The sequence below is a fragment of the Hyphomicrobium sp. D-2 genome, from assembly GCF_029872155.1.
In the GTDB taxonomy this organism is placed as follows: domain Bacteria; phylum Pseudomonadota; class Alphaproteobacteria; order Rhizobiales; family Hyphomicrobiaceae; genus Hyphomicrobium_A.
The window spans coordinates 367206-391750 of sequence record NZ_JARXLA010000003.1; the positions used below are offsets into that span (position 1 = coordinate 367206).

At 59.8% G+C, this 24545-nt stretch carries 16 protein-coding genes and 1 riboswitch; of the genes, 11 read left to right on the forward strand and 5 right to left on the reverse strand.

Going from position 1 to position 24545, the window contains the following annotated elements; all coding sequences use genetic code 11:
- The first annotated feature begins 79 nt into the window (after positions 1–79).
- The 3 genes from QEZ49_RS07605 (at position 80) to QEZ49_RS07615 (ending at position 7460) form a co-directional block, all read left to right on the forward strand.
- Entirely contained in the window at positions 80–3271 is a 3192-nt protein-coding gene (locus QEZ49_RS07605) for a TonB-dependent receptor (protein WP_280385660.1), read from the forward strand.
- A gap of 232 nt (positions 3272–3503) precedes the next feature.
- A complete protein-coding gene (locus tag QEZ49_RS07610; protein WP_280385662.1) occupies positions 3504–6404 on the forward strand; it encodes an autotransporter domain-containing protein in 2901 nt (966 codons plus the stop codon).
- 135 nt (positions 6405–6539) lie between these two features.
- A complete protein-coding gene (locus tag QEZ49_RS07615; protein ID WP_280385664.1) occupies positions 6540–7460 on the forward strand; it encodes a GlcNAc-transferase family protein in 921 nt (306 codons plus the stop codon).
- Between the two features lie 255 nt (positions 7461–7715).
- Here the strand turns inward: QEZ49_RS07615 and QEZ49_RS07620 are convergent, their stop codons facing one another.
- Genes QEZ49_RS07620 through QEZ49_RS07630 form a run of 3 tightly spaced genes read right to left on the reverse strand, consistent with a single transcriptional unit; the run spans position 7716 to position 9455 of the window.
- The gene (locus QEZ49_RS07620; RefSeq protein WP_280385667.1) at positions 7716–7928 is read right to left on the reverse strand and encodes a hypothetical protein; all 213 of its coding nucleotides are present in this window, start codon (positions 7926–7928) and stop codon (positions 7716–7718) included.
- On the reverse strand, positions 7889–8653 hold the full coding sequence (locus QEZ49_RS07625) for an LLM class flavin-dependent oxidoreductase (RefSeq protein ID WP_280385669.1): 765 nt from the start codon (positions 8651–8653) through the stop codon (positions 7889–7891). Before QEZ49_RS07625 ends, QEZ49_RS07620 begins: the two co-directional genes overlap by 40 nt.
- Complete coding sequence (locus QEZ49_RS07630) at positions 8643–9455, reverse strand: methyltransferase domain-containing protein (RefSeq protein WP_280385671.1); 813 nt, start codon at positions 9453–9455, stop codon at positions 8643–8645. Before QEZ49_RS07630 ends, QEZ49_RS07625 begins: the two co-directional genes overlap by 11 nt.
- 57 nt (positions 9456–9512) lie before the next feature.
- A riboswitch (cobalamin riboswitch) is annotated at positions 9513–9715 on the forward strand.
- Positions 9716–10135: 420 nt separating this feature from the next.
- Between QEZ49_RS07630 and QEZ49_RS07635 the strand changes: the two genes are divergently transcribed.
- The 8 genes from QEZ49_RS07635 (at position 10136) to QEZ49_RS07670 (ending at position 20283) form a co-directional block, all read left to right on the forward strand.
- A complete protein-coding gene (locus QEZ49_RS07635) occupies positions 10136–12442 on the forward strand; it encodes a TonB-dependent receptor (RefSeq protein ID WP_280385674.1) in 2307 nt (768 codons plus the stop codon).
- A 128-nt stretch (positions 12443–12570) separates the two neighbouring features.
- Entirely contained in the window at positions 12571–13329 is a 759-nt protein-coding gene (locus tag QEZ49_RS07640; protein WP_280385675.1) for an ABC transporter substrate-binding protein, read from the forward strand.
- 5 nt (positions 13330–13334) lie between these two features.
- On the forward strand, positions 13335–14318 hold the full coding sequence (locus QEZ49_RS07645; RefSeq protein ID WP_280385677.1) for an iron ABC transporter permease: 984 nt from the start codon (positions 13335–13337) through the stop codon (positions 14316–14318).
- The gene (locus QEZ49_RS07650) at positions 14312–15070 is read left to right on the forward strand and encodes an ABC transporter ATP-binding protein (RefSeq protein ID WP_280385678.1); all 759 of its coding nucleotides are present in this window, start codon (positions 14312–14314) and stop codon (positions 15068–15070) included. The genes QEZ49_RS07645 and QEZ49_RS07650 overlap by 7 nt, the downstream gene beginning before the upstream one ends.
- Positions 15071–15642: 572 nt before the next feature.
- On the forward strand, positions 15643–17802 hold the full coding sequence (locus tag QEZ49_RS07655; RefSeq protein ID WP_280385680.1) for a TonB-dependent receptor: 2160 nt from the start codon (positions 15643–15645) through the stop codon (positions 17800–17802).
- Position 17803: 1 nt separating this feature from the next.
- Positions 17804–18994: an MFS transporter gene (locus QEZ49_RS07660; RefSeq protein ID WP_280385681.1), complete on the forward strand. Its 1191-nt coding sequence runs from the start codon at positions 17804–17806 to the stop codon at positions 18992–18994.
- The gene (locus tag QEZ49_RS07665) at positions 18991–19674 is read left to right on the forward strand and encodes a class I SAM-dependent methyltransferase (protein WP_280385683.1); all 684 of its coding nucleotides are present in this window, start codon (positions 18991–18993) and stop codon (positions 19672–19674) included. Before QEZ49_RS07660 ends, QEZ49_RS07665 begins: the two co-directional genes overlap by 4 nt.
- A gap of 78 nt (positions 19675–19752) precedes the next feature.
- On the forward strand, positions 19753–20283 hold the full coding sequence (locus QEZ49_RS07670; RefSeq protein WP_280385684.1) for a TetR family transcriptional regulator: 531 nt from the start codon (positions 19753–19755) through the stop codon (positions 20281–20283).
- A 105-nt stretch (positions 20284–20388) separates the two neighbouring features.
- On the opposite strand, the gene QEZ49_RS07675 is transcribed toward QEZ49_RS07670, so the two are convergent.
- Together QEZ49_RS07675 and QEZ49_RS07680 are read right to left on the reverse strand one after the other, a co-directional pair.
- The gene (locus QEZ49_RS07675; RefSeq protein WP_280385686.1) at positions 20389–21543 is read right to left on the reverse strand and encodes a cytochrome c peroxidase; all 1155 of its coding nucleotides are present in this window, start codon (positions 21541–21543) and stop codon (positions 20389–20391) included.
- A 27-nt stretch (positions 21544–21570) separates the two neighbouring features.
- Positions 21571–24390, reverse strand: coding sequence for a hypothetical protein (locus QEZ49_RS07680; RefSeq protein ID WP_280385688.1), 2820 nt, complete (start codon positions 24388–24390; stop codon positions 21571–21573).
- Positions 24391–24545 lie beyond the last annotated feature (155 nt).

The following is a 24545-nucleotide window of genomic DNA, read 5'->3' on the forward strand; positions in this document are numbered from 1 at the left end:
TCCAACACGCCCGTCTTCACTGATGAGGGGTTAGTACCAGGTACCCAAGCTTGGCCCCTCGCGTGTATGGGGGCGAGTAATGCGTATCAGGCGTTCGGCGGGCGTATCCGCCAGGCGTAATCGGCGTTGGGCGGGCGTAGCCCCGCTGCTGTCCGCGGCGACGGCGCTGACAATCATTCCTTTCATTCTTGATCCGGCTTCGGCGGTTGCGCAGACAGCAGCGCAGACGCGCAGCTACAGTATTCCGGCGGGATCGCTGCCGGCGGCGCTCAACCGCTTTGCTGAAACGTCACAGATCCAGCTTGTTTACAGCGGTGAGACGACGCGCGGCCTGAACACCTTGGGGCTCAGCGGAACCTATACAGCGGAGCAGGCGCTGGGCATCCTGCTCGGCGGCACCGGGCTTACATATCGCTTTACGAGTGCGGGGACGGTCACGATCGAAAACCCGGCCGCACCGGCATCCATCGGCGGTGCGAGCGTTGACGGTGCTATCGCTCTCGACACCATCGATGTTTCCGGCGGCTCGGGTGCAGCTTCAGATGAGCCCTATGTTACATCGTCGACCGCAAGCTACATCTCGGCGGAGCAGATCGAGCGCTATCGAGGTACATCGCCTGCCGACATTCTCAAAAATGCTCCCGGCATTTTCTCGGGCGAGAGCCGCAACAGCGGTGGCCTTGATGTAAATATTCGCGGCATGCAGGGCATGGGGCGCGTTGCTGTATCGGTGGACGGTGCGCAGAACGCCACCACGGTTTATCGCGGCTATCAGGGCATCGCCAACCGCAGTTTCATCGATCCTGATTTCATCGGCGGCATCGAAATCGATCGCGGGCCGAACATGGGCCCAGGTGGCGCCAGTGCTATCGGTGGCACGGTGGCGCTGCGGACGCTGAATGCTGATGACATCGTTCCCGCAGGGCAAAGCATTGCGGCGCGCGTCAAGGTGGAAGGCACCAGCAATACGTCGGATCCATGGACGCCGGCGAACAAGACCAACGCCGTGGCGCTGAATGGAACACCGGGTCTGGAATACAGCTATGTGCGCCCCGGCGTGTCGATCTCCGACGGAGATTCTTTGAGCTTCGGCTCAACCAGCACCGTATTCGCCGGCAAGAGCGAGAACATTGATTTCGTCGCCGGCTTTTCGCGCCGCCGCGTTGGCAACTACCACGCAGGCAAGAATGGCGATGGCGCGTCGAAAAAAGTGGATTGCGATCCAGCCGCCGGACGTCCCTGCAATAATCTTGACTGGTACAAGATGGGGCTGACGCTCTATCTGCCCGGCGAAGAAGTGCTGAACACATCGCAGGACAGCTATTCAACGCTGCTGAAAAGCACTGTGCGCCTCGGCAACGATCAGACGCTGGATGTTGGCTACTCGTATTTTTCCAACATGTACGGCGAGACCTATCCCTGGCTGACGAACAACAACTTCAACATCACCGACCAGCGCCTGCCGTCGCTTACGCGAGTGAGCAACTACACGGCGCGCTATCGCTGGAATCCTGACAACGATCTGATTGATCTCAAATGGAACACGTGGCTGGCAAAGGTTGAGGACGACAGCCAGGTTTCTGTTGGCGACCCGGCCCGCAAGTTCACCGACATGTGGGGCGTCGATCTTTCCAACACGTCGCTGATCGAGACGGACTTCGGCAAGCTGAAGTTTCAATACGGCGCGTCGCATCAAAGCGAGGAAACGGGACCGCGCGATGACTACACGCGCTACAATCTGGCGCCGCCGCGGGAAGGCGTGCGCGAGGAATCGGCCGTGTTCCTGAATTCGCAGTACGCGCCTGTGGATTGGCTGAAGTTCGACGGCGGTGTTCGCTATCACGTCTATGAAAGCCGCAACAAGCGTCCGGGCAACACCGATGAGGCGGCGATAGATGATGCGATGGATTACTCAGCTGGCGTCACACTGGAGCCCGTGAAGGGCTGGCAGTTGTTCGCCAACTACAAGGAGGCATCGCGCCTGCCATCGCTGTTTGAGGCGAGTGGCGGGTTCATGACGCTGATCGATCCAAACCTTGCGCCGGAGCGGCTGACAGGATTTGAACTTGGCACCAATCTCAGCTTTGACCGTGTGTTGCGCGACGACGATGCCGTGCGGCTGAAGCTTGCGTACTTCAACAACGACATCAAGGATTACATCAACCGCGACTGGGTCAACTGGATGATGTTGATCAGCAACATCGATGCCGCCAAGTTCGCCGGTTATGAAATGTCCGGTCGTTATGACATCGGCGGCTTCAGCGCCGAGGTTTCCGGCACCTACTACACCAACGTAGAGTTCTGCCGCACCAGTGCCAACTGCAAGAACAGCTCGTTGGCAGAGGACTATGCGACCAATCAGGTGCCGCCGAAATACTCGGGCAGCCTGACACTTTCGCAGCGCTTGCTGGACGACAAGCTGCTCGTCAGTGGCCGCGTCACGCACGTTGGACCGCGTGCAGCGGCAGCGGAAACACCGGCCGGCGGTGCCAATCCGTTTATCGGTCTGATCAAGTGGAAGCCGTACACGCTGTTCGATCTCAATGCGTCCTATCAATGGACCGACAGCATTAAATTCCACGCCAGCGTGGAGAACCTCACCGACATCTATTACGTCGATCCGCTCAATCTCGCGGCTATCCCTTCGCCGGGCCGTACGATCCGCATCGGTGCAACGACGGATCTTTCCGCAGCGCCGGGAAGCTGGTCGCTGTGGAGCGATGAAGAACGCGCGACCTACAACTGGACCGGCCTTTACGCCGGTGTGCATGGCGGCGCATTCAACGCCCATTCTGAGCTGCGGGACTTCTGGCCCCATCGCATCATTGAAATGACCGACCGCCATCGCGGCGTGCAGGCTGGCATCAATCATCACTTCGCCAACGATATCGTTGCCGGCATTGAGGTGGACTACACCAGCCTGAAAGGCAGCTACGCGGCGAACAGTGTCGCGATGAGCTACGGCTGGACGGCATCCGCAAGGGCACGGCTCGGCATGGCCTTCGACAGAGCGCTGCTCTACGGCACAGGCGGCTGGGCGTATGTCGGCAGCAACAGCGGTGCGCGATCGGGTTGGGGGCCGTTGTTCTCGTCCGTTGAGCAGAGCGGATGGACGCTCGGAGCAGGCGCTGAATATGCAGTCTTCGATCACTGGACGGTGAAGGGTGAGTACAGCTTCATCAACGTCGACGGTGAGCAGGGATCGGACAAGGCGCCGAACGCTTTCACGCGCATCGACAAGTTCAGCGTCGGCGTGAATTACAAATTCTGACGCTGCGCCGGTGCGCAACAAAGGCTCTGTCGCGTCAGCGCGACAGGGCAAGAAAACCTCAGCAAATGCGGATTTCTGACGTCCGTTTTTCGCGACATGGACGTCATCACAAACAGAGGGGCGTGCAGCGTATTGCACAGTCGGCCCCAAGCGTTCGGAGCCTAGTATGCGTATCCATTCAGTTAAGCGTTCTGCAGCCAGAAAGACATCGCAGCGTCTCATTGCATTGTTGATGTCGACGACAGCGCTGACGACTTCAGCGTTGGCGCAGCAGTTTTCCTATAGCGGTGACGTAACACCCGCTCCGACGTTCGATGAGAACAACATCTGGACGCCGGGCGCGATCGTTTATATCGGCAACAACGTCGGTGACGGATCATTGACGACGGGCAGCGATGTCACTGTGAACGGCACGCAAATCTACGTGGCGGCGGTTGCTGGCCGGAATGGCTCGCTGACGATAGACGGCTCAACGTACAATCTTACCGGCAATCTGTTTGCCGGTATGTCTGGTAACGGTACCATCAAGATCATCAACGGTGCGAAGGTCGAAGCGCTGGGAGGCATCGGCTACAGCAATACGGGGGTCGGTAATGTGTTGATTGATGGCCCCGGATCGGTCTGGACGACACGCGGTAATTTTCAAGTCGGCAGGCTCGGAACTGGTACGCTTAGAATTGAAAATGGCGGCATTTTCAACGCACAAACACTGAACCTTGGCTATTCTGCAGCTGGCAACGGAACGGTGATCGTCAGTGGTGCCGGATCGCAATTGAATGCGACGCAAAGCCTGGTCTTGGGCTCAGGGGGAGTCACGGCCACGAGCAGCGGCACGCTGACTATCCGTGACGGCGGAAGCGTAACCAACCCGTGGAGCAGCTTCCTTGAGCTGACCGTAAACGCGAACAGCCGCGCCACGATAAATATCGGCGGCGCGGAGGATGAAGCCGCTGCCGGTGCGGGTACATTGACGACAGGAACCGGCATTCGGTTCAACGCGGGCACCGCCACGCTCGTCTTCAATCACACCGACGACAATTACGAATTTTCCTCGCGTCTGGTGAACGACGGTTCTGGCACTGCAACCATCAAACATCTTGCCGGCACGACGCTGATGACGGCGGACAGTTCCGAATTTCTCGGCACCACGAATGTCACCGGCGGCTTGTTGCTGCTGGGTAGCGACAACGCCAAGCTCGGAGGTACGTTTAATGTGAGCGGAGCAGGTCTGCTGGGTGGCCTCGGAACAATTGGATCGGCTGGCCGCACAACAACCATCGGCAGCGGCGGCACACTTGCGCCGGGCCTCATTGGCCAGATCGGCACGATGAACGTCGACGGCAACCTGGCGTTTGAGGACGGATCGATCTACGCGGTGAATGTTGATGGTAACGGCGCGAATGATTTCCTGAGCGTTGCCGGCACGGTCACGATTGCAAACGGCGCGCTGCTGCAGGTCTATGCGCTTGGTGGGCAGGGCGACTACGTCAGCTATCAGGGCACCGGCCATACTTACACGATCATCACCTCGCAAGGCGAGTTGAGCGGCAACTTCACGCCCGTGCAGCAGGAAACTGCGTTCCTCACCTACACGACGTCGACCGACGCCAACAACGCCTATGTGAAAGTTCAGCTGAAGGGTTCGGAACCGGAACCGACTCCGGAACCCACCCCAGAACCGACTCCTGAGCCAACGCCTGAGCCCACTCCAGAGCCCACGCCGGAACCCACTCCAGAACCCACCCCAGAGCCGACGCCGGAGCCCACTCCTGAGCCAACGTCTGAGCCCACGCCGGAACCAACACCGGAACCGACTCCGGAACCGACCCCGGAGCCCACTCCGGAGCCCACCCCAGAACCGACTCCTGAGCCAACGCCAGAGCCGACACCCGAGCCGACTCCAGAACCGACACCAGAGCCGACACCAGAGCCCACGCCGGAACCAACACCGGAACCGACTCCAGAACCGGCAGTGTTCACTCCGTCCGCACGCACGCCGAACCAGATCGCGACGGCACAGGCGCTGGATCTGCTCTCGCACGGCAATGCGCTGTGGTGGGGCGTTGCCAACCTGCCGAACTACGAAGCTGCGCGCACGGCCTTCGAGCAGCTTTCCGGCGAGCAGTATGCATCGTCAAAGTCGGTGTTCATCCAGGGCGCCTACATGTTGCAGAACATCGTCACCGATCGTATCCGCGGTGCGTTCGGTTCGGTTGGCGCGAAGTCTGCTCCGGTGATGGCCTACCCGCCGGGGATGATGGGGCTTGGCCATTCGCAGAAGTCGAAGCAGCAGCGCCTGCAGCAGGCAGAGGCTGACACACGTCGCTTCGCTTTCTGGGGCAGCGGTTTCGGTGCCTGGGGCAATAGCGATGGTAGCTCAGGCGTCGGCAAACTCGATTACACCACCGGCGGCGTCATCCTTGGCGCGGATGGATATGTCACCGATAATTGGCGTGTCGGTCTCTTCGGTGGCTACAGCGCATCGGCGTTCGACACAGCGCATGCCGAAGGTGAATCCGACAACTACCACCTCGGCGCCTATGCTGGCACCGAGTTCGGTCGCTTGGCGTTCCGCAGCGGGCTTGGCTACACTTGGCACCAGAATGAAACGACGCGTTCGATTGCCATTCTCGGTCAGCGTGTCGAAGGCGATTATTCCAGCCAGACGTTCCAGGCCTTCGGTGAACTTGGCTATCGTATGGGGACTGCTACGGACGGGTTCGAGCCGTTTGCCAACCTGTCCTACATTCAGCTGAAGACGGACACGTTCACCGAGACCGGTGGTTCGGCTGCGCTGACTGTTCGCGGGGATACAACACAGGCGGTGTTCTCGACGTTGGGCGTTAGGATGTCATCCACGCTGGACTTCGTGGGCTTCAATGCAGTTGCACGAGGCACGCTCGCCTGGCGTCACGCATTCAGCGACATTGACCTGCGCTCGGTGCATCAATTCTCTGAGGGTGACAGCTTCGTCATCCAGGGCGTGCCGATTGCTGAGAATGCGTTGGTGGTGAACACCGGGTTGGATTTCAACCTGTCGGATAGCGGCGCCTTCGGCGTCAACTACACCGGTCAGTTTGGCGATGGTGCAACGGAGAGCGTGTTCAACGCACGCATGAAGTTGAAGTTCTGACACTACGCGCAAGCATGGTGCTGACGGGAGGGGATCAATATGCATCCCCTCCTGTTTCGCATTGTGCACGCCCCAAGTGTTATAGCGGGGTGCCTTTGATCGATTGCAACGGAACGATGCGGCCAAGGACTCGGCATGAATTCGAAGCGTATATTCGTCAGCGTCGCCAGCTTTTGTGATCCACTGCTGGAGTTCACGATAAGGAATGCGGTTGCGACCGCGCGCCATCCGGAGCGGCTATCATTCGGTATCGTCGAACAGAATGATGTAAGTGTTGAAAGTGCGCTGCCGACAGGGCGTTGGCGCACGGCGTTTCTGCATGTCAATCCGCGTCATTCGCGCGGGGCATGTTGGGCGCGCGCACTGGCGATGACGCTTTACGCGGGCGAGGAATATTTCTTCCAGATCGATTCCCACACCTGCTTCGATCAGCACTGGGACGTTACGCTCATCGATACGCTGGAGCAGATCGATGCTCGCTCCGGCAATGCCAAAGTGGCTATTTCCATTCGCCCGTTCGCATTTGAAATCGACGACGACGGATCAATCCGCACCAAGCGCTTCACCGAAACCACGCTGCGCCTGACGCCGACCGTGTCAGTCATCAAGCGAAGCGAGCCGGTGTTGCAGTTCGCGAGCGAAGACACAAAGCACAGGGATGATGTCGCCGGCTTCCAGATTTCCGCAGCGTATCTTTTTACGCGCGGGCACTTCGCCGCCGAGGTTCCCTATGACCCGCTGTTCTATTTCCACGGCGAGGAGCAGAACATCTCCATCCGCGCGTTCACTCACGGTTGGGACATCTGGCATCCGAACGCCGTCCCGCTCTACCACCTCTACAAGAAGCGCGGGGCCAAGGAGGCGCCGTTGCACTGGGATGCCGACTTTGAAAGCCAGCGTCAGGAGAAATGGTTTGAGCTGCGCCGTCGCGCCGATCGGAGGCTGGGCGAGCTGATGACGGGAAAGCTCAGCGGTGCCTATGGCCTGGGATCGGTGCGCACGTTTGACGATTACCTGAAGGTCAGCGGCTTGCGGTTGGAGGATGTGGAAGGCTAAGTACCGCCACAGCAATGAAAATCCGCTGAGCCGGGTGACGGGGTGATATGGTCTGGGCGGCAGATGCCCCCGAATTGAACCGGGCCGGCCTTCGTGGCTGAATGCAGTGTGAAATCAAGCCGCGCACCTCATCGCATATCGTAAGCATCCGGTGAAGGGCACCTGGTAGCTGTGTCCGTCGACGAACGACTCAGCCTTTGGATGGCGCCGACTGCGGGCGCTTCGCCAAATGCATGATGCCGATGCTCGACTGGTCTAAACTAGCTGCAGCGATGGCAGGACGGTTTGAGAAAAAAGACGCATCTGGCTGAGGGTTTGCTGGCGAGGCAATACGCCGTTGCCGTTGAATACGCATCGCAAAGCGCCGATGCCAGTTGCGCGCTGCAGCTCGATGATGCGCCGAGCGCAGGTTTCTGGACTTCCCATGATCAATTGATCGCGCAGCAGTTCGTTGCGGTCGATTGGCATGACGTCGGCTCGCGCGATGCCTCGACGCTGGGCATAGAAAATGCGCCGCTCTTGCAACAGCGGCAGTAATGCCTGCAAATAATTTTCCGCCTCGGCTCTGTATGTCCAATGACAACGTATCGTGTCAGTGAACTTTCAGGCAGCCTGCTCCGGAACTGGCCGGCAGCAACGGCGGCGTTGTAGAGTTCGATCTGGCGGCCTTCCGGTGGCTCAAGGCTTAGCAGGAGAGGAAATCCGTGCATCGCGGCGAAGCCTAGCGTCTCCGGTGTGTAACCGGCGAGATATATCGGTTGGCGGCTGTCGCTGGCCGTGGGCGCCAGGCTCGCTTTCAATGTAACAAGAGCGCTTTCAAAACGCTCGCGTGTCGATGCCGCGTCGATGTTCAGTTTCGCGAATGTTGCAGGGTCGGTTCCTCGGCCAAAACCAGCATCGAAGCGGCCGCCACTGTGCCATTGAAGCTGCTCGATCTGTTCGGCAAGCAGCAACGGATCGTGCAGCGGCAACACCAGCACCGATGTACCGACGCGCAGTCTTTGCGTGCAGGTAAATATCGAAGCGGCCAGCAGTAGCGGTGACGGATAGGGTTGCGGCGGCGTCTGGAAATGAAACTCGTTGAACCAGATGCCATCGAAGCCTAGTTGGTCAATTTCCCGCATAAGGGCGAGGAAGTCGGCGTGGGAAATCCGATCTTGCTCGCGGCCGATGCCGGCAACATCAATCCGCATCGAATTCACTGCTCTTACCTGCGCTAGGCCAATCAATCAGCGCAACTTCACAGGCTGTGCGATCGCCTCGGTCAACGAGATACCTGCGGTCACGGAACTTGATTTCAAGCTCTCCAAGGACATCGCATAGCGCATCCGCACGCTCGCGTTCGTACGTGTTGCCTTGCGCTTGCACGACCAGAGGATTGGCATGCGGACGTCCGACGGTTTGTACGAGAATTACGCGGCGGCGCGCGCAGCCCGTCATCTTCAACAGTGCGGTTGCGATGTCCGTAACCCTGTAGAGGGCGTTGGCGGAAAAGACGATGTCGGCCGTCGGAGCGGCGCAATCTTCCCATTTGGCGGCGATCAGCTGAGGCGGCGGGTGAGCGTCATCATCCGGCCACCGGCGTACAAATTCCGCGCGCATGGCTGCGGATGGTTCCACGCCGATGATGCTTGTGACGCAACCCGCGAGCCTTCGTGTGAAGGCGCCACTGCCCGGACCTATTTCCAGCAGGCTATCGTTAGAGCGCAACAGCGCGCGCGCGTCGGCAATCACGTCGGTTGCAAGGCGCGCTAGCGGGCTGCGCTCATCGTACTGCGGCGCGTACTCCTGCCAGAACGCTTCTTCCTCGCGGTCGTCACCCTGACGCGGATTAACGTGCGTCGATTGCTCGAACGCCAACGCCCAGAACGCCGTCGGGCTCATCGTGGAACGATTGTGTGGCTGCATATGCAAAATGATTGGGAGGAGAATAATGGAGCCTTCAGGCTGCGGCTTCTGGTGATGGTCGTCAAGGTTGTTGCCTGCTTGCGCCACTTGGAAACATTTCAAGGTGGTGTCGGCTGCACGCGTTGACTCGCACTCCGATCGTACAGTTTATGGAGGCGTTCAGGTTCTGCGGACGTGCTCCGCAGGTAGGGAATGCGGTGCGCCGATGCAAGTCGGCTATGCCGCAGCTGCCCCCGCAACTGTAAGCGGCAAGCTGTTTGCGTAAGCCACTGGCGATTTCGCCGGGAAGGTGCAAAGAGCGCGATTAGCCGCGAGCCAGGAGACCTGCCTGAGCATGGTCGTTCATTGATTGCGCGGGTGGCGCAGTCGATACGAATGCGTAGTAGCGACCGAACCTTAGTTTGTTTGGAACGTTCGGGAACGCTCACGCCAGGCCACCTTCTTTCTGTTTCTGCAGTGTTTGAGTGAATGCCGTTAGTTACGGCAGTTTCGAGCGTTCCAATGTGTTTGGAGCGTTGATGTGCGTACGCAAGGCTCGATAGAGCATTCGATCATCATGCAGTTGCGATCAGCGCATCTGCAGTGCACGGCTCGCCGCATCGGCGCAGTACGCGGTGCCGCCTGCTGCGATGGTGAAACCACCCGCCCGTCGCGCGCAGCCAACGCCTTTTCCTCAGCATCAGCTTCGCGCTGTCCGCGCCCGTAAGGGGTGCCGACATTTAGCGTTCTTGCGACCGAATTCGTGCGTTTTAGTTTGGAGTTCCAGTATGAAAACGTCGAGAGTATCCTCGTATCTCGTTGCTCTCAGTGCGCTGATCGTTCCAAGCCATACACTTTCTGCCCAAGAACTTGCCGCCGCCGATGGTGAAGCGGCGATCGTTCTGCCGGGACTGGAAGTGGAGGCAAACGAGAAGGCAACCCAGAAGAAGAAAGCGCCGCAGCAGAAATCGGCCAAGAAGCCAAATCCCAGCCGCCAGAGCGGGCAGGCGGCATCGGCCGTTGCATCCGACCAGTACGTCGTGACGCCGGGCGGGCGTCGGGAAGCCCGCGGTAAGGTTCCTGCGACCGTGCAGGTCATCGATCGCGACGTGATTGAACGTTCTACGTCGCAGTCTGTCACGGAGTTGCTGCGCGAAAACGCGGTTGGCTTCTTCAGTGAGTGGACGCCCGGCCAGACGTCTATCAACGTCCGCGGTGCCGCAAGCGATGGCCAAGGCAAGGATTTCCGCAGTCAGGTTCTCGTGCTGATCAACGGGCATCGCTCCGGCACAGCCAATTTGTCGAAGCTGTCTCTTTCCGATGTTGCACGCATCGAAATCGTACGCGGCCCGGCATCGGTGGTTTACGGCAGCGGCAACCTTGGCGGCGTCATCAACATCATCATGAAGACCGGCCGTTCAGCCTCCGGAACTTTCGTTGAAGGCAGCATCGGTTCGTGGGACCTGCGGCAAGGCAAGGTGCAGACCGGCGGCGTCGAGAAGAATGTCGACTACTATGTCGGCGCATCGGTCGGTGCACGCGGCGATTACCACAGCGGTCGCGGTGGTACGACGATGGAGAACACCGACTGGGATCGGCGCGGTGCAACGGCCTCGCTTGGTTATCAGATCAATGACAATCACAGGCTTGAGTTCAACGCCCGTACAGACGGCATTTATGACGCCGGCTTCCGCGGTTCGGCCGCCAACTACTTCGCGCGCGAAGATCGCTACAACCAATCCGCCGACGCGAGTTACTACGGCCGTACGGCGGACGGAGTGTTTAACTGGTTCGCACAGGCCTACGTCGTCAATGACGTCGATAATTTCAAATGGGCATCGCCGATCAGTGCAGGCACAGCGCTGGATCACAATCGCCGCGAACTGGACATTGCCGGCGTTCGTGTTCAGCCGCGCGTGAAGCCGTGGGAAGGCAACGAACTGCTTGTTGGGTGGGACTTCGAACATAGCACGGTGCGCTCGACCCGCTTGCGGATCGCTGCGCCGGGCAGGGTTTTGAATCCGCTGCAGGTGCCGCCTCAGGACAACAATCAGACCGATCAGTTCAACGGCTTCTATTTCGAGGATTCCCAATCGTTCTTTGGCGATGTGCTCAATGTGCGCGGTGGCATGCGCTACACCCAGGGCACAACAACGTTTGACTGGACGCCGCATTATCAAAACCAGGAAAACAAGTCGCAGGAGTATGAGGCGCTCACCTACTCATTCGGCGGCACGTTGGCAGTAATGGACGGTGTTGTGCTGCGCTCCGGCATTGCTACCGGTTTCCGCGCGCCGACGGCAACCGAACTGGCCGCGCAAACGACCAACCTCGATGGCTCACGAGCCTTCGGTAATCCGAACCTCGAACCTGAAACCAGCCGGCAGATCGAGTTCGGCGCCAATGTTAACGGCTGGCTCGGCACACTGGACGTTGCAGTGTTTCAGAACGTCATCTCCGATCGTATCGGTACGGTTTCCCGCGGATCCGGCGCAAACAGAGTTTCCGATTATGTGAACAACGCCGGTGATATCGAAGTGCAGGGTATCGAAGTCGGCTTTGACATGAACATGTTGCGCTTGCTGCAGCCCAGGCCGCAGAGCAGCAACTGGCGCTGGAACCTGTTCTCCAACAGCTACTACAACTTCGAGATGACGGATCGCGGCGCGCCAGCTTCGGCCAATACCGACAAAGCGCAGCGCATGTATCAATATGAAGCTTCGATCGGAACGCGTTTCGGTCAGGCGGGGCCGGATGTGCGCGACTGGTCATTCCAGGTCGTCGGCTTGCTGCGTGGTCCGATGTGGTATGATACCGAAGAAAGCTTCCGCGCTGGCGGGGAACCATCAACTTCGCACCGGCATCGCAAGAGTCCATTCTGGGTCTGGAACACGCGCGGCGACATTGAAATCACGGAAAACGTAAAGCTGTTTGCAGGCGTGAATAATCTGTTCGATGTAAATGAGCATCCGATTTTCATTCTCACCGATACTCCTTCGTGCGCTGGCTTGGCCAATATGGCGAGCCAGAACGGCGGCTGCGGCACGTCGATGATGGGGCGCGAGTTTGTGGCCGGTCTGCAGTGGCGCTGGTAAGAAGCATTGTTGCGGTCGCGATGTTTGTCGCGGCCGCAGTCGTCCCAAGTGCGCTTCGAGCCGAAGCCGTTACGGTAACGGATGCGCTCGGTCGCAGCGTCACGATCCCTGCTCCCCCGCAGCGGATCGTGACCATTTTTTCCTCCAACACTGAACTGGTATGCGCCATCGGCCTTGCCGATCGGATCGTTGGCATCGACGCCATGACGCGCTATCCGGAGGAGATCGCGTCGAGACGTCATGTTGGTGGACGGCTCGGCTTTTCAGTCGACCGCGTGGTTGAGCAAAATCCCGACCTTGTCATCGTGACGCCGGCGCGTCAGGCCGCGAACCAGCTTGTTGAACCCATGCGCAGGCTCGGCGTTCCGGTCGTCGTGCTCACGTCACGGAACATGGCGGAAGTGATCGGCAACATCCGTCTCATCGGTCGCGCCACTGGACGGGCTGCAGAGGGAGAAGCGGTTGCGCAAGGGCTTGAAAAGCGCATTGCCGACGTTCGTGCCGGAGCGGAGCACATGCGGCGTCCGCGTGTTGTCATGATTACGGGCAAGCTGGGTAACGGTCTGCTTCTCGTGGCCCGGCCGAACACTTACACGGGTGATGCGCTGGGCATGGCCGGAACAGAGCCAGCGCTTGTCGGCATGCGTACGTTGGCGCAGGTGTCGCCGGAAGCCATCCTCGCCGCCAATCCCGACCTGCTATTGTACGCTGGTAAGCAGGAAGACCTGGATGATCTCATATCGCGACCGGGATGGCGCGAGATGGAAGCCATCAAGCGCGGGCGCACGTGGACTGTTTCGCGCGCTGAGTGGCTGATACCCGGCCCACGCACACTTGATGGTGTCGAGCGGCTGGCAGGACAGTTACGCAACCTGAGGGGCGACTGACGAGCATGGTGCGATACTGGGGCACACTCGCGTTGCTGCTGATCTGCGCGGTGTTATTCGGCGCGTGTGCCGGTCACACATGGGTAACTCCCGCCGATGTCTTGAGCGCAGCGATGGGCGACACGTCAATGCAGGCCATGCTGTTGCGGGAATGGCGTTTGCCACGGGTGGTGGCCGCGTTGCTGGTTGGCGCGTTGCTCGGCTTGGGCGGCGCCATTTTTCAGGGCGTGTTTCGCAATCCGTTGGCTGAGCCCTATCTGCTTGGGTCAGCGGGGGGCGCCGCTCTCGGTGCCACCATTGCGCTGCTGGTTCCGCTAAGCCTGTCGCAGTCGTTCGCGCTGCCGTTGTTCGCCTTTCTCGGAGCCTGGGGCGCCACGCTGCTTGTCATCGGCGTTGCCCGCACTGCCGGCGCGCTGGATGTGCCGACGCTGCTGCTGTCGGGCGTTGCCATTTCCGCGGTGCTTGGCGCGCTGCGATCCTTTCTCATGCTGGCGTTGTCGGATGAAACCGTCAGCCTGCAGGTCGTGCTGAGCTGGGTGCTGGGCGGCATGCAGACGCCGACGTGGGGCGGTGTTGGCATTCTCGCAGCGCTCACGCTTGTTTCGCTGTTCGCATGCATTGCGCTGGCGCCAGGGCTGGACCGGCTGGGGCTGGGCGAAACGATGGCCACCGCATACGGAATGGACGTGCATCGTTTCGTGATGCTCGCGGTCCTGGTCGCGGCGGCGACGGTGGCAATTTCCGTTTCGGTCGGTGGCCTGGTCGGCTTCGTAGGGCTTGCAGCACCGCATATCGCGCGATGGCATTTGGGGCCACTGCACCGTGTTGTCATTCCCGCGTCGGCGGCGATCGGCGCGATACTTGTCACGGTAGCCGATGCAATTGCGCGCTCCGCGCTGCCGCCGGCAGAAATTCCGCTCGGCCTTGTCACGGCGGTGGCGGGTGGCCCGTTCTTTCTGCTGTTGCTTGCGCGGAGCCGGAAATGGTGACCCTCAAAGCGCAGGAAATTGTTGTTCGGCTGCAGGCGCGCACGCTGCTGCATGGCGCCTCGTTCACTGCTCGTCGTGGCGAATCTATCGCGATCATCGGCCCGAACGGAGCAGGAAAATCTACGCTTTTGAAATCTCTCGCCGGGCTATTACGGCCAGCGAGCGGTTCGGCAATGTACGACGGCACGTCGATTGCTTCGATGACGGCTGCGAGTCGTGCGAGCGTCATCGGGTATGTTCCGCAACATTTCAATCCGCATTGGGACATCCGTGTCGCGGATCTGATGCAGATTTCCCTCGAACGATCGCGCGCATTGGTACAGCGTGAAATGCTCGATACTGCCCTGCGCACGCACGATATTGGACCATTGCGAGATCGCTGGTGGTCGACTCTATCGGGTGGTGAGCGCAATCGCGTGTTGCTTGCGATGGTGCTGGCGACGGAGCCGCCGGTGTTGCTCGCAGACGAGCCGGCGGCAAATCTCGATCCGCGGTGTAAGCTTGAGATGGTTGAGCGCCTAAGCGCTTACGGTCGCACTGCGCTTTCCATTGTCGTGATGCACGACATTGATCTCGCGTTCCGATATTTCGATCGCATCCTGCTGCTGAACGACGGCCGGGTCGTTGCAGATGGCGCCACGGCGGCAGTGTACGATGCGCCCATCCTTGAGGATGTGTTCGGCGTCAGGTTTATTCGCACTGAACATGGGAACGTGAGGACAATACATCCTGGCAATGTCGTGTCCAAATAATGTGCAGGCTCTCGGGATAGCGGGCGTGATCGTGACCTGCCCTCATTGAGTGGCCGGGGTGGAATGTTAGTTCAGGGCTCCTCCTTCTGCTAGGTGCTGCGTGGGCGAAGGCGCAGCCTGATGCTGCCAACGCCAGTTGCAACCTAACGCGGTGAAACCTCCTCAGCCGTCTTTGCGAACATCTCCCGGTCTTGCAGCGCCGCTCGGCAAAATCGCATTGCTGCGTTTTTGCGAGAGCAGGCCGTTGCGTCGCCAAGCAATAGGGTGAGGGCAAATGCCTTTGGTGCTCACCGCCGCTTGCTGTCGATCTATTTGCGTACGCTGGCGCGGCCCCGTTGTGTGGGCGCCGGACAACACCCATGCGCCTGAATGTTTGCGAATTTTGTCAACTTGTTGCGCTGACCCCGGGGGTGCGATATGCCGATAGTTGGTAACTAACCAATTGTTTGCGTAGAGGGCGTTTTGGTATGCGTGTGAGTGGCGTTGGGCGACGCGGCGTAAGTCGTGATCGCAGTGTTGTAGCTTGGCTGTTTTCTGCCTCTGTCACGGCTCTTCTCGCAAGCACCGGTGCTTTGGCACAGACAGCCGACAATGATGGCGATGCCATCGCGCTGGAGCCGCTCGAAATTTCAACGCAGCAGACCAAATCAAAAAAACGTGCAGCTGCACGCATGAAGCCTGCGCAAAGCGTTGTCGTCACCGCACGGCGCATTGAGGAGCCGGCGCAGGCCGTACCCTTCGCGATGACAGCCGAAACTTCCTACGATCTGCAACATCAGGACATCGAGGATACGCAGGAACTGGCGCGCCGCATTCCGAACTTCAACCACGCCGACTCCGGACTGTTCTTCGCCAATCTGACCAACATGCGCGGCATTGGTTCGTCGTCGGCGCTGATTTCGCCATCGATCAACTATTACATTGACGGCGTGCCTGTGCCTGCGCGCCTTTTCGACATGCCGTTTGGCGGTGTCGAGCGCGTCGAGGTGCTGCGCGGGCCGCAGGGCACACTGTTTGGTCTCAATTCGCAGGCCGGTGCGGTCAGCATCGTCACCGGCGATCCGTCCAAAACGTTCGGCGGCACTGCAGGCGTGATTATCGGCTCGCATGGCCGCAAGGAAGCGGATGTAACGCTCGAAGGGGCAGTGACGGATTCCGTTTTGGGGCGCATATCAGCCAAGCTTTACGACTATGACGGCGATCTGACGAACGTGCTGTGGTCGGCGCCCGGTGTTGTGTCATCATCGGATGAAGTGCTTCGTGCCCGGACGTATGGCACGTTGTCGGGCAAGCTTCTGTTTGAGATCGATGACGACAGGCGACTGACGCTGTTCGGCAACTGGAGCCGTGATCGCCAGAACCCCACCACCGGTATGTGGCTGGACGATCCGGGCTTCCCGCGCAACGCGTTCAATCCCATTCCAGAGCTGGAAACCGAGGCGGCCAGCGCTGGCGCGAAGTATGAGCAGAACCTGGGCTGGGCGCGCTTCACGTCGATCAGCGCCATCACGGGTTACGATACAAAAATGGAAGCCGATATTGTTGACGGCTTCATCGGCTCTGCACAATCGGGCGCGCCGGGCTTCATGCTGCAGGCGCCCGGACTTAACGTGCGCCGTATCGACGAGGACAGCACACAGCTTAGTCAGGAGTTGCGCCTCGATGGCGCCACCGCCGGCGTGCGCTGGGTTGCCGGGCTCAGCGCGCTGTGGTCGAACTTCGATAGCACCACGGACATCACCAGCCTTGCGCTGGCGAACGGCAGCTACCGCGGACAGATCGAGACCACCAACCTTGCAGCGTTCGGTGAAGTCACCGTGCCGTTGGCTCAGCGCCTGAACTGGATCGGCGGTCTGCGCCTCTCCTATGAATCGAAGGACTTTGACGGGCAGTTCCTGGGCCGTAACGGTGCGCGTCCCCAGTTCGATGAGTCCGGCAATGTCGACTATCTCTTCCTGACTGGCCGGACGGGCTTGTCATACGAGCTTGCCGATAATCTGACGGCATTCGCCACCGTTGCACGCGGCGAAAAAACCGGCGGCTATCTGTTCTACAATCAGTTCGCCGCGCTCGGCATTCCGTTGCAGCCCTACGGAAGCTCGACCACCTGGTCGTATGAAGCGGGCGTCAAGGGCAGCCGCCTTGCCGGTGGTAATGTCGATGTTGCGACTTCAGTCTTCTACAACGATACCGCCGACGAGCAGCTCTTCACGTTCAATCCCGTGCTGGGACGCTTCTCCGTGCAGAACGCCGATACGCGTACCTATGGCGCGGAACTGGAAGCCGTTGTCAGGCCGATGCGCGGTTTGAGCGTTGGCACCAACGTGGCGCTGCTCAACACCGAAATCACCAGCGGCAGCGCGCTCATTCTCGGCAACGATGTGCCGTACGCACCTTCGTTCAGCTCCATGCTGTTTGCCGAATACCGTTGGTCGACGCCAATTTCTGGCAACTCCGGCGAGACGTTCGTGCGCGCCGAATATGGATACACCGGCTCGCGCATGATTGATCCGGCCAACAGCCGCAAGCTGGGCAGTTATGAGCTGGTGAACCTGCGCGCCGGTTGGCAGGGAGAGCGCTTCGAGTTGTTCGGCGCGGTCGAGAACCTGTTTGATGAAAACTATGCAACGTCGGGCTTCCAGGCTGGCACCGACACCAGCGGTCGGCCGGTATTCGCCGGCATTTCAGGCGAAGGGCGGGCGTATATGATCGGCGCACGGACAAACTTCTGACATGATTGGCTTCCGAATTTCCTCACTTCCTTTGCTGTTTGGGCTGGCCGCGAATGCGGCTGCCCAAGCTTTTCTGCTGGTGGTGCTGCCGGGGTTGGGCCGCGACCTTGGTTTCTCCGCCATGGAAACCGGATTGCTGCTGGGGCTCGGCGCTCTTGTGCTGCTGATTGCAGCACCGGTCTGGGGCGGCATAAGCGAAACACGCGGGCGCCGGTTCGTGCTGTTGAGCGGCCTGTTCGGTGCAACGCTCGGCACGGCGCTGATGGCAGTCATCATCGCTTTGCGTCTGGCCGGTGACCTGGAACGCGACACAGCACTCATCGCGCTATTTGGTGCGCGCGCGTTGCAGTCGCTGCTGACCGGTGGATTGCTGCCGGCAGCGCAAGCCTGGATGGCGGACCGCACCACGCCTGATCAGCGTGCCGAAGGCATGGGCCTGCTGGGTGCGTCCTACGGCATCGGGGCGATCATTGGCGCGGCTTCGGCATTCAAGGCCGGTGGCTCAGCGCCGGTTGAGGCTTTGGTGGCGTTGGCCGTTGCTGTGGCGGTCGGGTTTGTGCTGGTGCTGTTGCTGGTTAGAAACGCGCGCACCGAGCCCCTCAGCCAGACAGTACGCATCGGCTTTCCGCTGCGATTGATCTGGTCAAATCTGATCGTGACGTTCCTGGGCGTTTGCGTTTACGGCGTTATGCAGCACGTCACGGCGCTGCGTCTTGAAGATGGCTTCGGTTTGCCCCGGGCGGATGCAATCTCGACGGCGGGCGCTGGCCTCATGACGGCAAGCATCGCCATGGCGGCAATGCAGATCTTCGGACTGCGCCTCATCAAGCTGCGTCCCGCACTGCTGCTGTTGCTGGGTGCGATGGCCGGCGGTCTGGCCATGGCTGCGGCGGCCCTGGCAATTGAAGTACCGATGCTGCTCATTGCGCTGGGCGTGTTGGGCGCCGCGCTGGGTCTGCTGCTGCCGAGCAATCTGGCGTTGTTGAGTTTCATTGCCGGGCCAGCGGCGCAGGGGCGTGTAGCGGGCGTCAACGCGATCGCGCAGGGCTTGGGTCTCGCGGCCGGTCCGATAGCGGGTGCAGCGCTGCATAAGCTGGCGCCGTCCGCGCCGTCGCTTGCAGCGACGGTTGCGTTGGCTGTGGTGGCGTGTATCGCGGTGGTGGCGGTGTTCCGAAAGGGGCAGGCAGCATGAACGCGTTCCCCGATGCGGCAGCGAAGATCTATGACGACAACATTGTGCGTCTCGTGCCGGGCTATGCGCTGGCGCTTGAGTTGATGGCTGCCATCCTGGCCGTACAGTTGTCGGGACCGTGCCGCATTCTCGTGCCGGGTTGCGGCACCGGCGCTGAAATACTGGCGATCGCCAACAGTTTGCCCGAAGCCAGCTTTGTCGCCGTTGAGCCGTCGGCTGGCATGCTGGATCTGGCGCGGCAGCGCATCGCGGCGGCGGGGCTGTCGGAGCGCGTGGAGTTTGTTTCCGGCTACCTCGATGATGTCGGCGAGCGGGGGCGCTTCGATGCTGCAACGGTTTCGCTGGTGCTGCACTTCCTGCCCGATGATGGCGCCAAGCAGGCATTTCTTTCAGGGGTTGCACAGCGGCTCGCGGCCAACGCGCCGCTGCTGCTGCTTGATGCGCCGAGCGTCGCTTTCGACGAATCAGCTTTGCGGCAATGGCTGCTGACGCAGCACGGTCCGGGTGTGCCGCCCCCCGATGCCGTTATCAAACGCATGCAAACCCTGTGGCACCGGGCAACACCGGAACGCATCGCGGAACTGCTCGCCCGTACTGGGTTTGCCGAGCAGGCGACCTTCTTTCAAACCCTTGGATATGTCGGCACCAGCGCCCGGATGCGCCTGCGATCTGTTGATTAACCGGTTTCCTGTGCACCTGAACCTTTTGTTCTGTTCCCGTTGGAAGTTAGAACGGAGCTAGGGTAGGGAGGGAAGCTTTTGGACCATCAGGAGCCGTCGCGAAAGCAACTCATTCTCGATGCCGCATTGGATATCATCGAGCATGATGGGATGAAGGCCCTCACGCAGCCGCGGATCGCCAAGGCGTGCGGGCTGAGGCAGTCGCATCTCACCTACTATTTTCCGCGCAAGGCCGATCTCTACATTGCACTGCTTGAAGCATCGCATATGCGCGCCGAAGCCAAAGCGGTTCGCAAGGTGCCGCTCGAAGGATTGCTGGTTGCGCTGTTCTTCGATCCGGAGCGTATGCGCTTTTTTCTGTCGATCATCCTTGAGGTGGGCGACGATCCGGATCTGCAACCCATTCTGCAGGAGCATGGCAAGGGGCTGTGCGTTGCCATCGCCAGGCATCTGGGTCGGGCGGACAACGACCCCGATGTGGAATCCTTCGTGAATGAAATGCGCGGCGTGGGTGTCACCAATCTGATGTCGGTCAAGCCCGTGAAGAACGGTGCTGCAGTTATGCGCAAGGTCGCGGCGCGTCACGGGCTGAAGTTCGGCGGCAAATAACGCGTTGCGCTGAAGTGCGCGCCTCTTGATTGCATCATTGCATCGGCGCGATCCCCGATTTTAAAATGACCGAGCATAGGCCGGAAGCCTGCCGGAAGCAGTCGTCTAAAGTGCTTCCAGAAAAGCAACCAGCGCAGCCCGCTCATCTGGTGTCAGCTTGAACGCTTTCATCTGCGGAGATTTTGTAAGCGCCGCGTTGAACTGCGGCTTGCGCTCATCTGCAACGGGCGTCCTTTTGCCTACGCTGTCGATTGCAGCCTCATAGAACCTGACTAGGCCCTCCAGGCGCGGAAAGACGCCGTTGTGCATGTAGGGGCCTGTGCGCGAGACATGGCGCAGGGAAGGCGTCAGAAATTTGCCGATGTCCTCGACTTGACCGGTCACATTGAAGCGGCCGAGATCTTCCAGCTTCCGGTTGAAGAAGCTGAGGCCGATATTGTGGAAGCGATTGTCGGACAGCAGCGGGCCGTTGTGGCAGTTGGCGCAGCCTGCCTTGGTGCGGAAGATGTGCAGCCCCCACACCTGTGTGTCTGACAACGCATTCTGATCGCCGCGCAGGTAGCGATCGAAACGCGTCGGCCGTTCCAGCGTGCGTTGGAACGCGGCGAGCGCAGCAACGATGTCTTCCGCCTCGAAGTTGTTGCCATCGCCCTTGATGGCTGCGATGGCGGAGCGATAGGTGTCGTTGGCGTTGATCCGCGCCACGACGCCATCGAGATTGTCGTTGGCCATTTCGTGCGCGTCGGTCAGCGGGCCAAGCGCCTGGTGTTCCAGTGAGCCGCTGCGCCCGTCCCAGAAGAACGTCGATTTGTAGCCCACGCTAAACAGCGGCATGGCGTTGCGCTTGCCCTTCGCCCGCGCGTGTCCGAACGGTGTTGGCAACGCGTCGCCCCAACCGAGGCGGCGGTTGTGGCAGCTTTGGCAGGCGATATGTCCTGATGCGGAAAGTGCTGGGTCTTCGAACAGATCGTGTCCCAGGCGGGCCAAAGCGAGTTCGCGATCGGTGGGCGCGGGATGGATATTCAGCGCGGCCATTTCCGTGAAGTCGGCGTCCGCAAGCAAGCGCGGCCGCGGCCAGTCGTTCGGCGGCTTCGCATACGCGTCGCGCAGATAGGCCAGCTCCACGGCGGACGGTTGCGATGGAAAGTTTGCATCCAGCGGAACGTCGGGCGGCAGCAGCGCGTAGGCGAGTGAGCCCGCGACGCAAATGGCGGCGAAGGCAATCGCCCCCGCCGCCAGCACTTTGAAACGTGATCGCAATCCGGTGCTTTCTGCTTGGTTCATGCGTCAGAAACGTAAGCCCGATTCCAGCCAGAAGCTGCGGCCCATGACCCAGGGATTGTCATAGGTGGCGACCGAGTTGCCGGACGTATTGAGAATATTATTCACGTGGGCGCTGACATACGCTTGTTCGGTCACCATCACGTGGGCGACCATGTCAAGTGTCAGCACCGCCTTGAACTTCTTGTCGTCGTAGACATCGTGCTGGCGGCCGTTCAGCATCTCATTGGCACCGGTGTCGTAGATACCGTCGTAGCCAAGATTATAGCCAGCGCTGAAATCCAACCATAGCAGGTTGTTAAACCAGCTTGTCGAAAGCGTGCCGCCGATGCGGATAGGAATATCCTTGTTGCCGGTCACCGCAACGAAGCTTTCCTTCGTGTAGGACTCGCCCTTGTAGGAGATGAAAACGTCGCTCTCGTCGTCGTCGAAGTAGGTCGAGCGCGACATGCTTTGTTCCGACCATGTCACCCCGGCGGTAAAGCCTGCCGTGTTGAGATACGTCGTCGGCAACTGGTGCCAGAACTTGGCATACTCAGCAGATGCCGAGCGATAGTATTTCCAGCCGTTATTGGTCAGCATCGTGCAACCGGAACCGCAGCTCTCGGAAGAGAACTGGTCAAGGCCATCGCGCTCAATATAGCGCAGGCGCAGATTTCCGCCCAGCAAGGGGTCCCTGATCCGTACGGTGCCTGTCATTTCGTCGGTGTACGGCGTGGATAGATCCGACCCCTTGAAAGAATAGGTACGGATGTTGGCCGGTGGGGTCCACGTCGAGGACACGTTGCCTTGTGCATCGTGCCCGCGGGTATACGAGAGCGAGTAGGGCTGGCCGTCGCGTATCGCATAGGCCAGGAACTCACCGCTGTAGTAGCGGCTATAGCCCGCGGTGAAACTGATTCCGTCGATGGGGGTAATCGTACCCGCCAGTCGCGGAGCGACATTCAGGTTCTTGAAGTAATCTTCATAGTCGACGCGGACACCTGCGCGCACATTGAACCATCCCAGCGTTTGATCGACTTCTGCGAAGCCGTGGTAGGTGTTCACGGTGCTTTCGGTCATGTTCGCCGGCGAGACGATCTTGATGCGCGCATACTGCTGGCTATTGCAGGCCTCGTCGTTCGGCGGACAGTGGAACTCGCCTCCGGCGGGGCTGGCGGTTTCGCCGGTCGCTGTACGGAATGTCGAATAATAAATGAAGTCGTTGGGACGTCCGCGGCGACCGTCAATCGTCTTCGCTTCGCCACCGATCAGAAAGTTGCCCAGCAGCACGTCGCCGGTCAGCTTGGCTGTGATGCCAAGATCCGTTTGTCCCATCTCTTTGTTGCCATAGCCGCCATTATAGCACATGGCGTTGTCTTGAAGGCTTCGCGATGGGTCCTGGAGCAAAGCGCTGACCGGATCCGGCCGGCACCAATCCTGAAACATATCCGTGCTGAATGTTTCTTGCCACACGCCATTGACAGGCTTCACGCGACGCGATGCGACCCATGCGTGCGCAACATCCTTGCCGGTGTAATTCAACGTGTCGCTGTCGTTGTAGTAGGCCTTTGCTTCCAGCGCGACGTTGCGTAGGCCAATGGAGTCTTCCGTAACATTTGTCAGCGACGTTATATATTCGAGCTGCGTCGATGAGCTTTTTGTTTTGACGTCCATCTCCATGTCGCGCCATGTGGAAAGCGTCCATAGCTGAGCGTAGTCCGTCAGCGACGTATCGAGCGTGAAGCGGCCGATGTCCGTTTTTAGAGAGGTTGCGAAACGCAGAAAAAGGTTTTCCGAGTCTTCATTCGCGACGCCGCTGTAGAAACGGTAGTCTTTCTGTCGCGTTGTCTCAGCGGTTTTACGGCTGGCCTGAATGATGAACGCAAGGTCTGTTGTGATCGGAGCGCCGACAGAGGCAGCAAGACCTTCCTTCACGAATTTTGGCGCTGTGCGCCCAAGCGGATTGGTGCCATCCGGCGTGGCATTGAGGTAATCCACCATCTCGTGCGTATGACGATTGTAAGTTAGCGATCCGCGATAGCGATCTGTGGGTGGGCGCGCAAGATCGTATTTGATTACGCCGCCCTGGAATTCTCCGTATTCGGCGGAAGCGTTGCTGTCGATGAGAGTGGCGACACCAACGAAGTCGGAGGGAACAAATATGTTCTGCGGATGCAAACCATACGTCGCGTTGAGGTTGGGAACCTGGCCTGAGTCGTTAGTGAGCTGGTCGGCAGGAAAGGGTTCAACGGAACCCGTCGCGTTCGAGATTGAGACGCCGTTGAGAATGATTTTGTTATCGTAAGGTTGGCCGCCGTTGATCGACAGCAGCAGCGGGCGCGTATCGATGGCCTGATAGCCATTGATGCCGGCGTTTTCGTTGGCGTCGTTCTGGTACTGCACGTTGGGCAGATTGCGCATGAACGTGTTCGCGTCGCCGCCGCCATCGGTGCGCATTTTCACGCTGCGGGCATCGAACACGGTCATGCCGGTGTCTGCTACCGCGCCGCCGAGCACGACGCCGTCGTGCGGCCCATCCGAAGAAGCCGCTGCGTCGCCTGAGCCCTGGGAGTCAAGAACGCCTTCGTCGGCATCGGCGGAGCCGCTACCACCGCCACCTGTGCCTTGCTTCTTGGCCTTTTTGGCCTTCTTCGGCTTATTGCTGGTGCTGACAACGAGATCGGGAAGGGGCACTTCGCCAGTCGGCCCAGCCTGCTGTTGCGCGGGTGCTTCCGATCCGGGAATTTCCGACGCTGAATTATCTTGAGCCAGTGCTGGGCTGGCAGCCAACAGAACGCACGCAACAACGCCCGCGGGAAAACCCGCGGCAACACACTTCGACATTGATCCCCCCGAAGGACGCAAAACAAACTTCTGGCTGGGATACGAATGCGAAGTACGCTCTACGCAACGCTTCCACTGGCTCGTACACGCAGCGAAATCTGGCCGCGTGAGCGAGCACGTTAATTAAACGTTACTTTATGAGTCAAGTATGATGC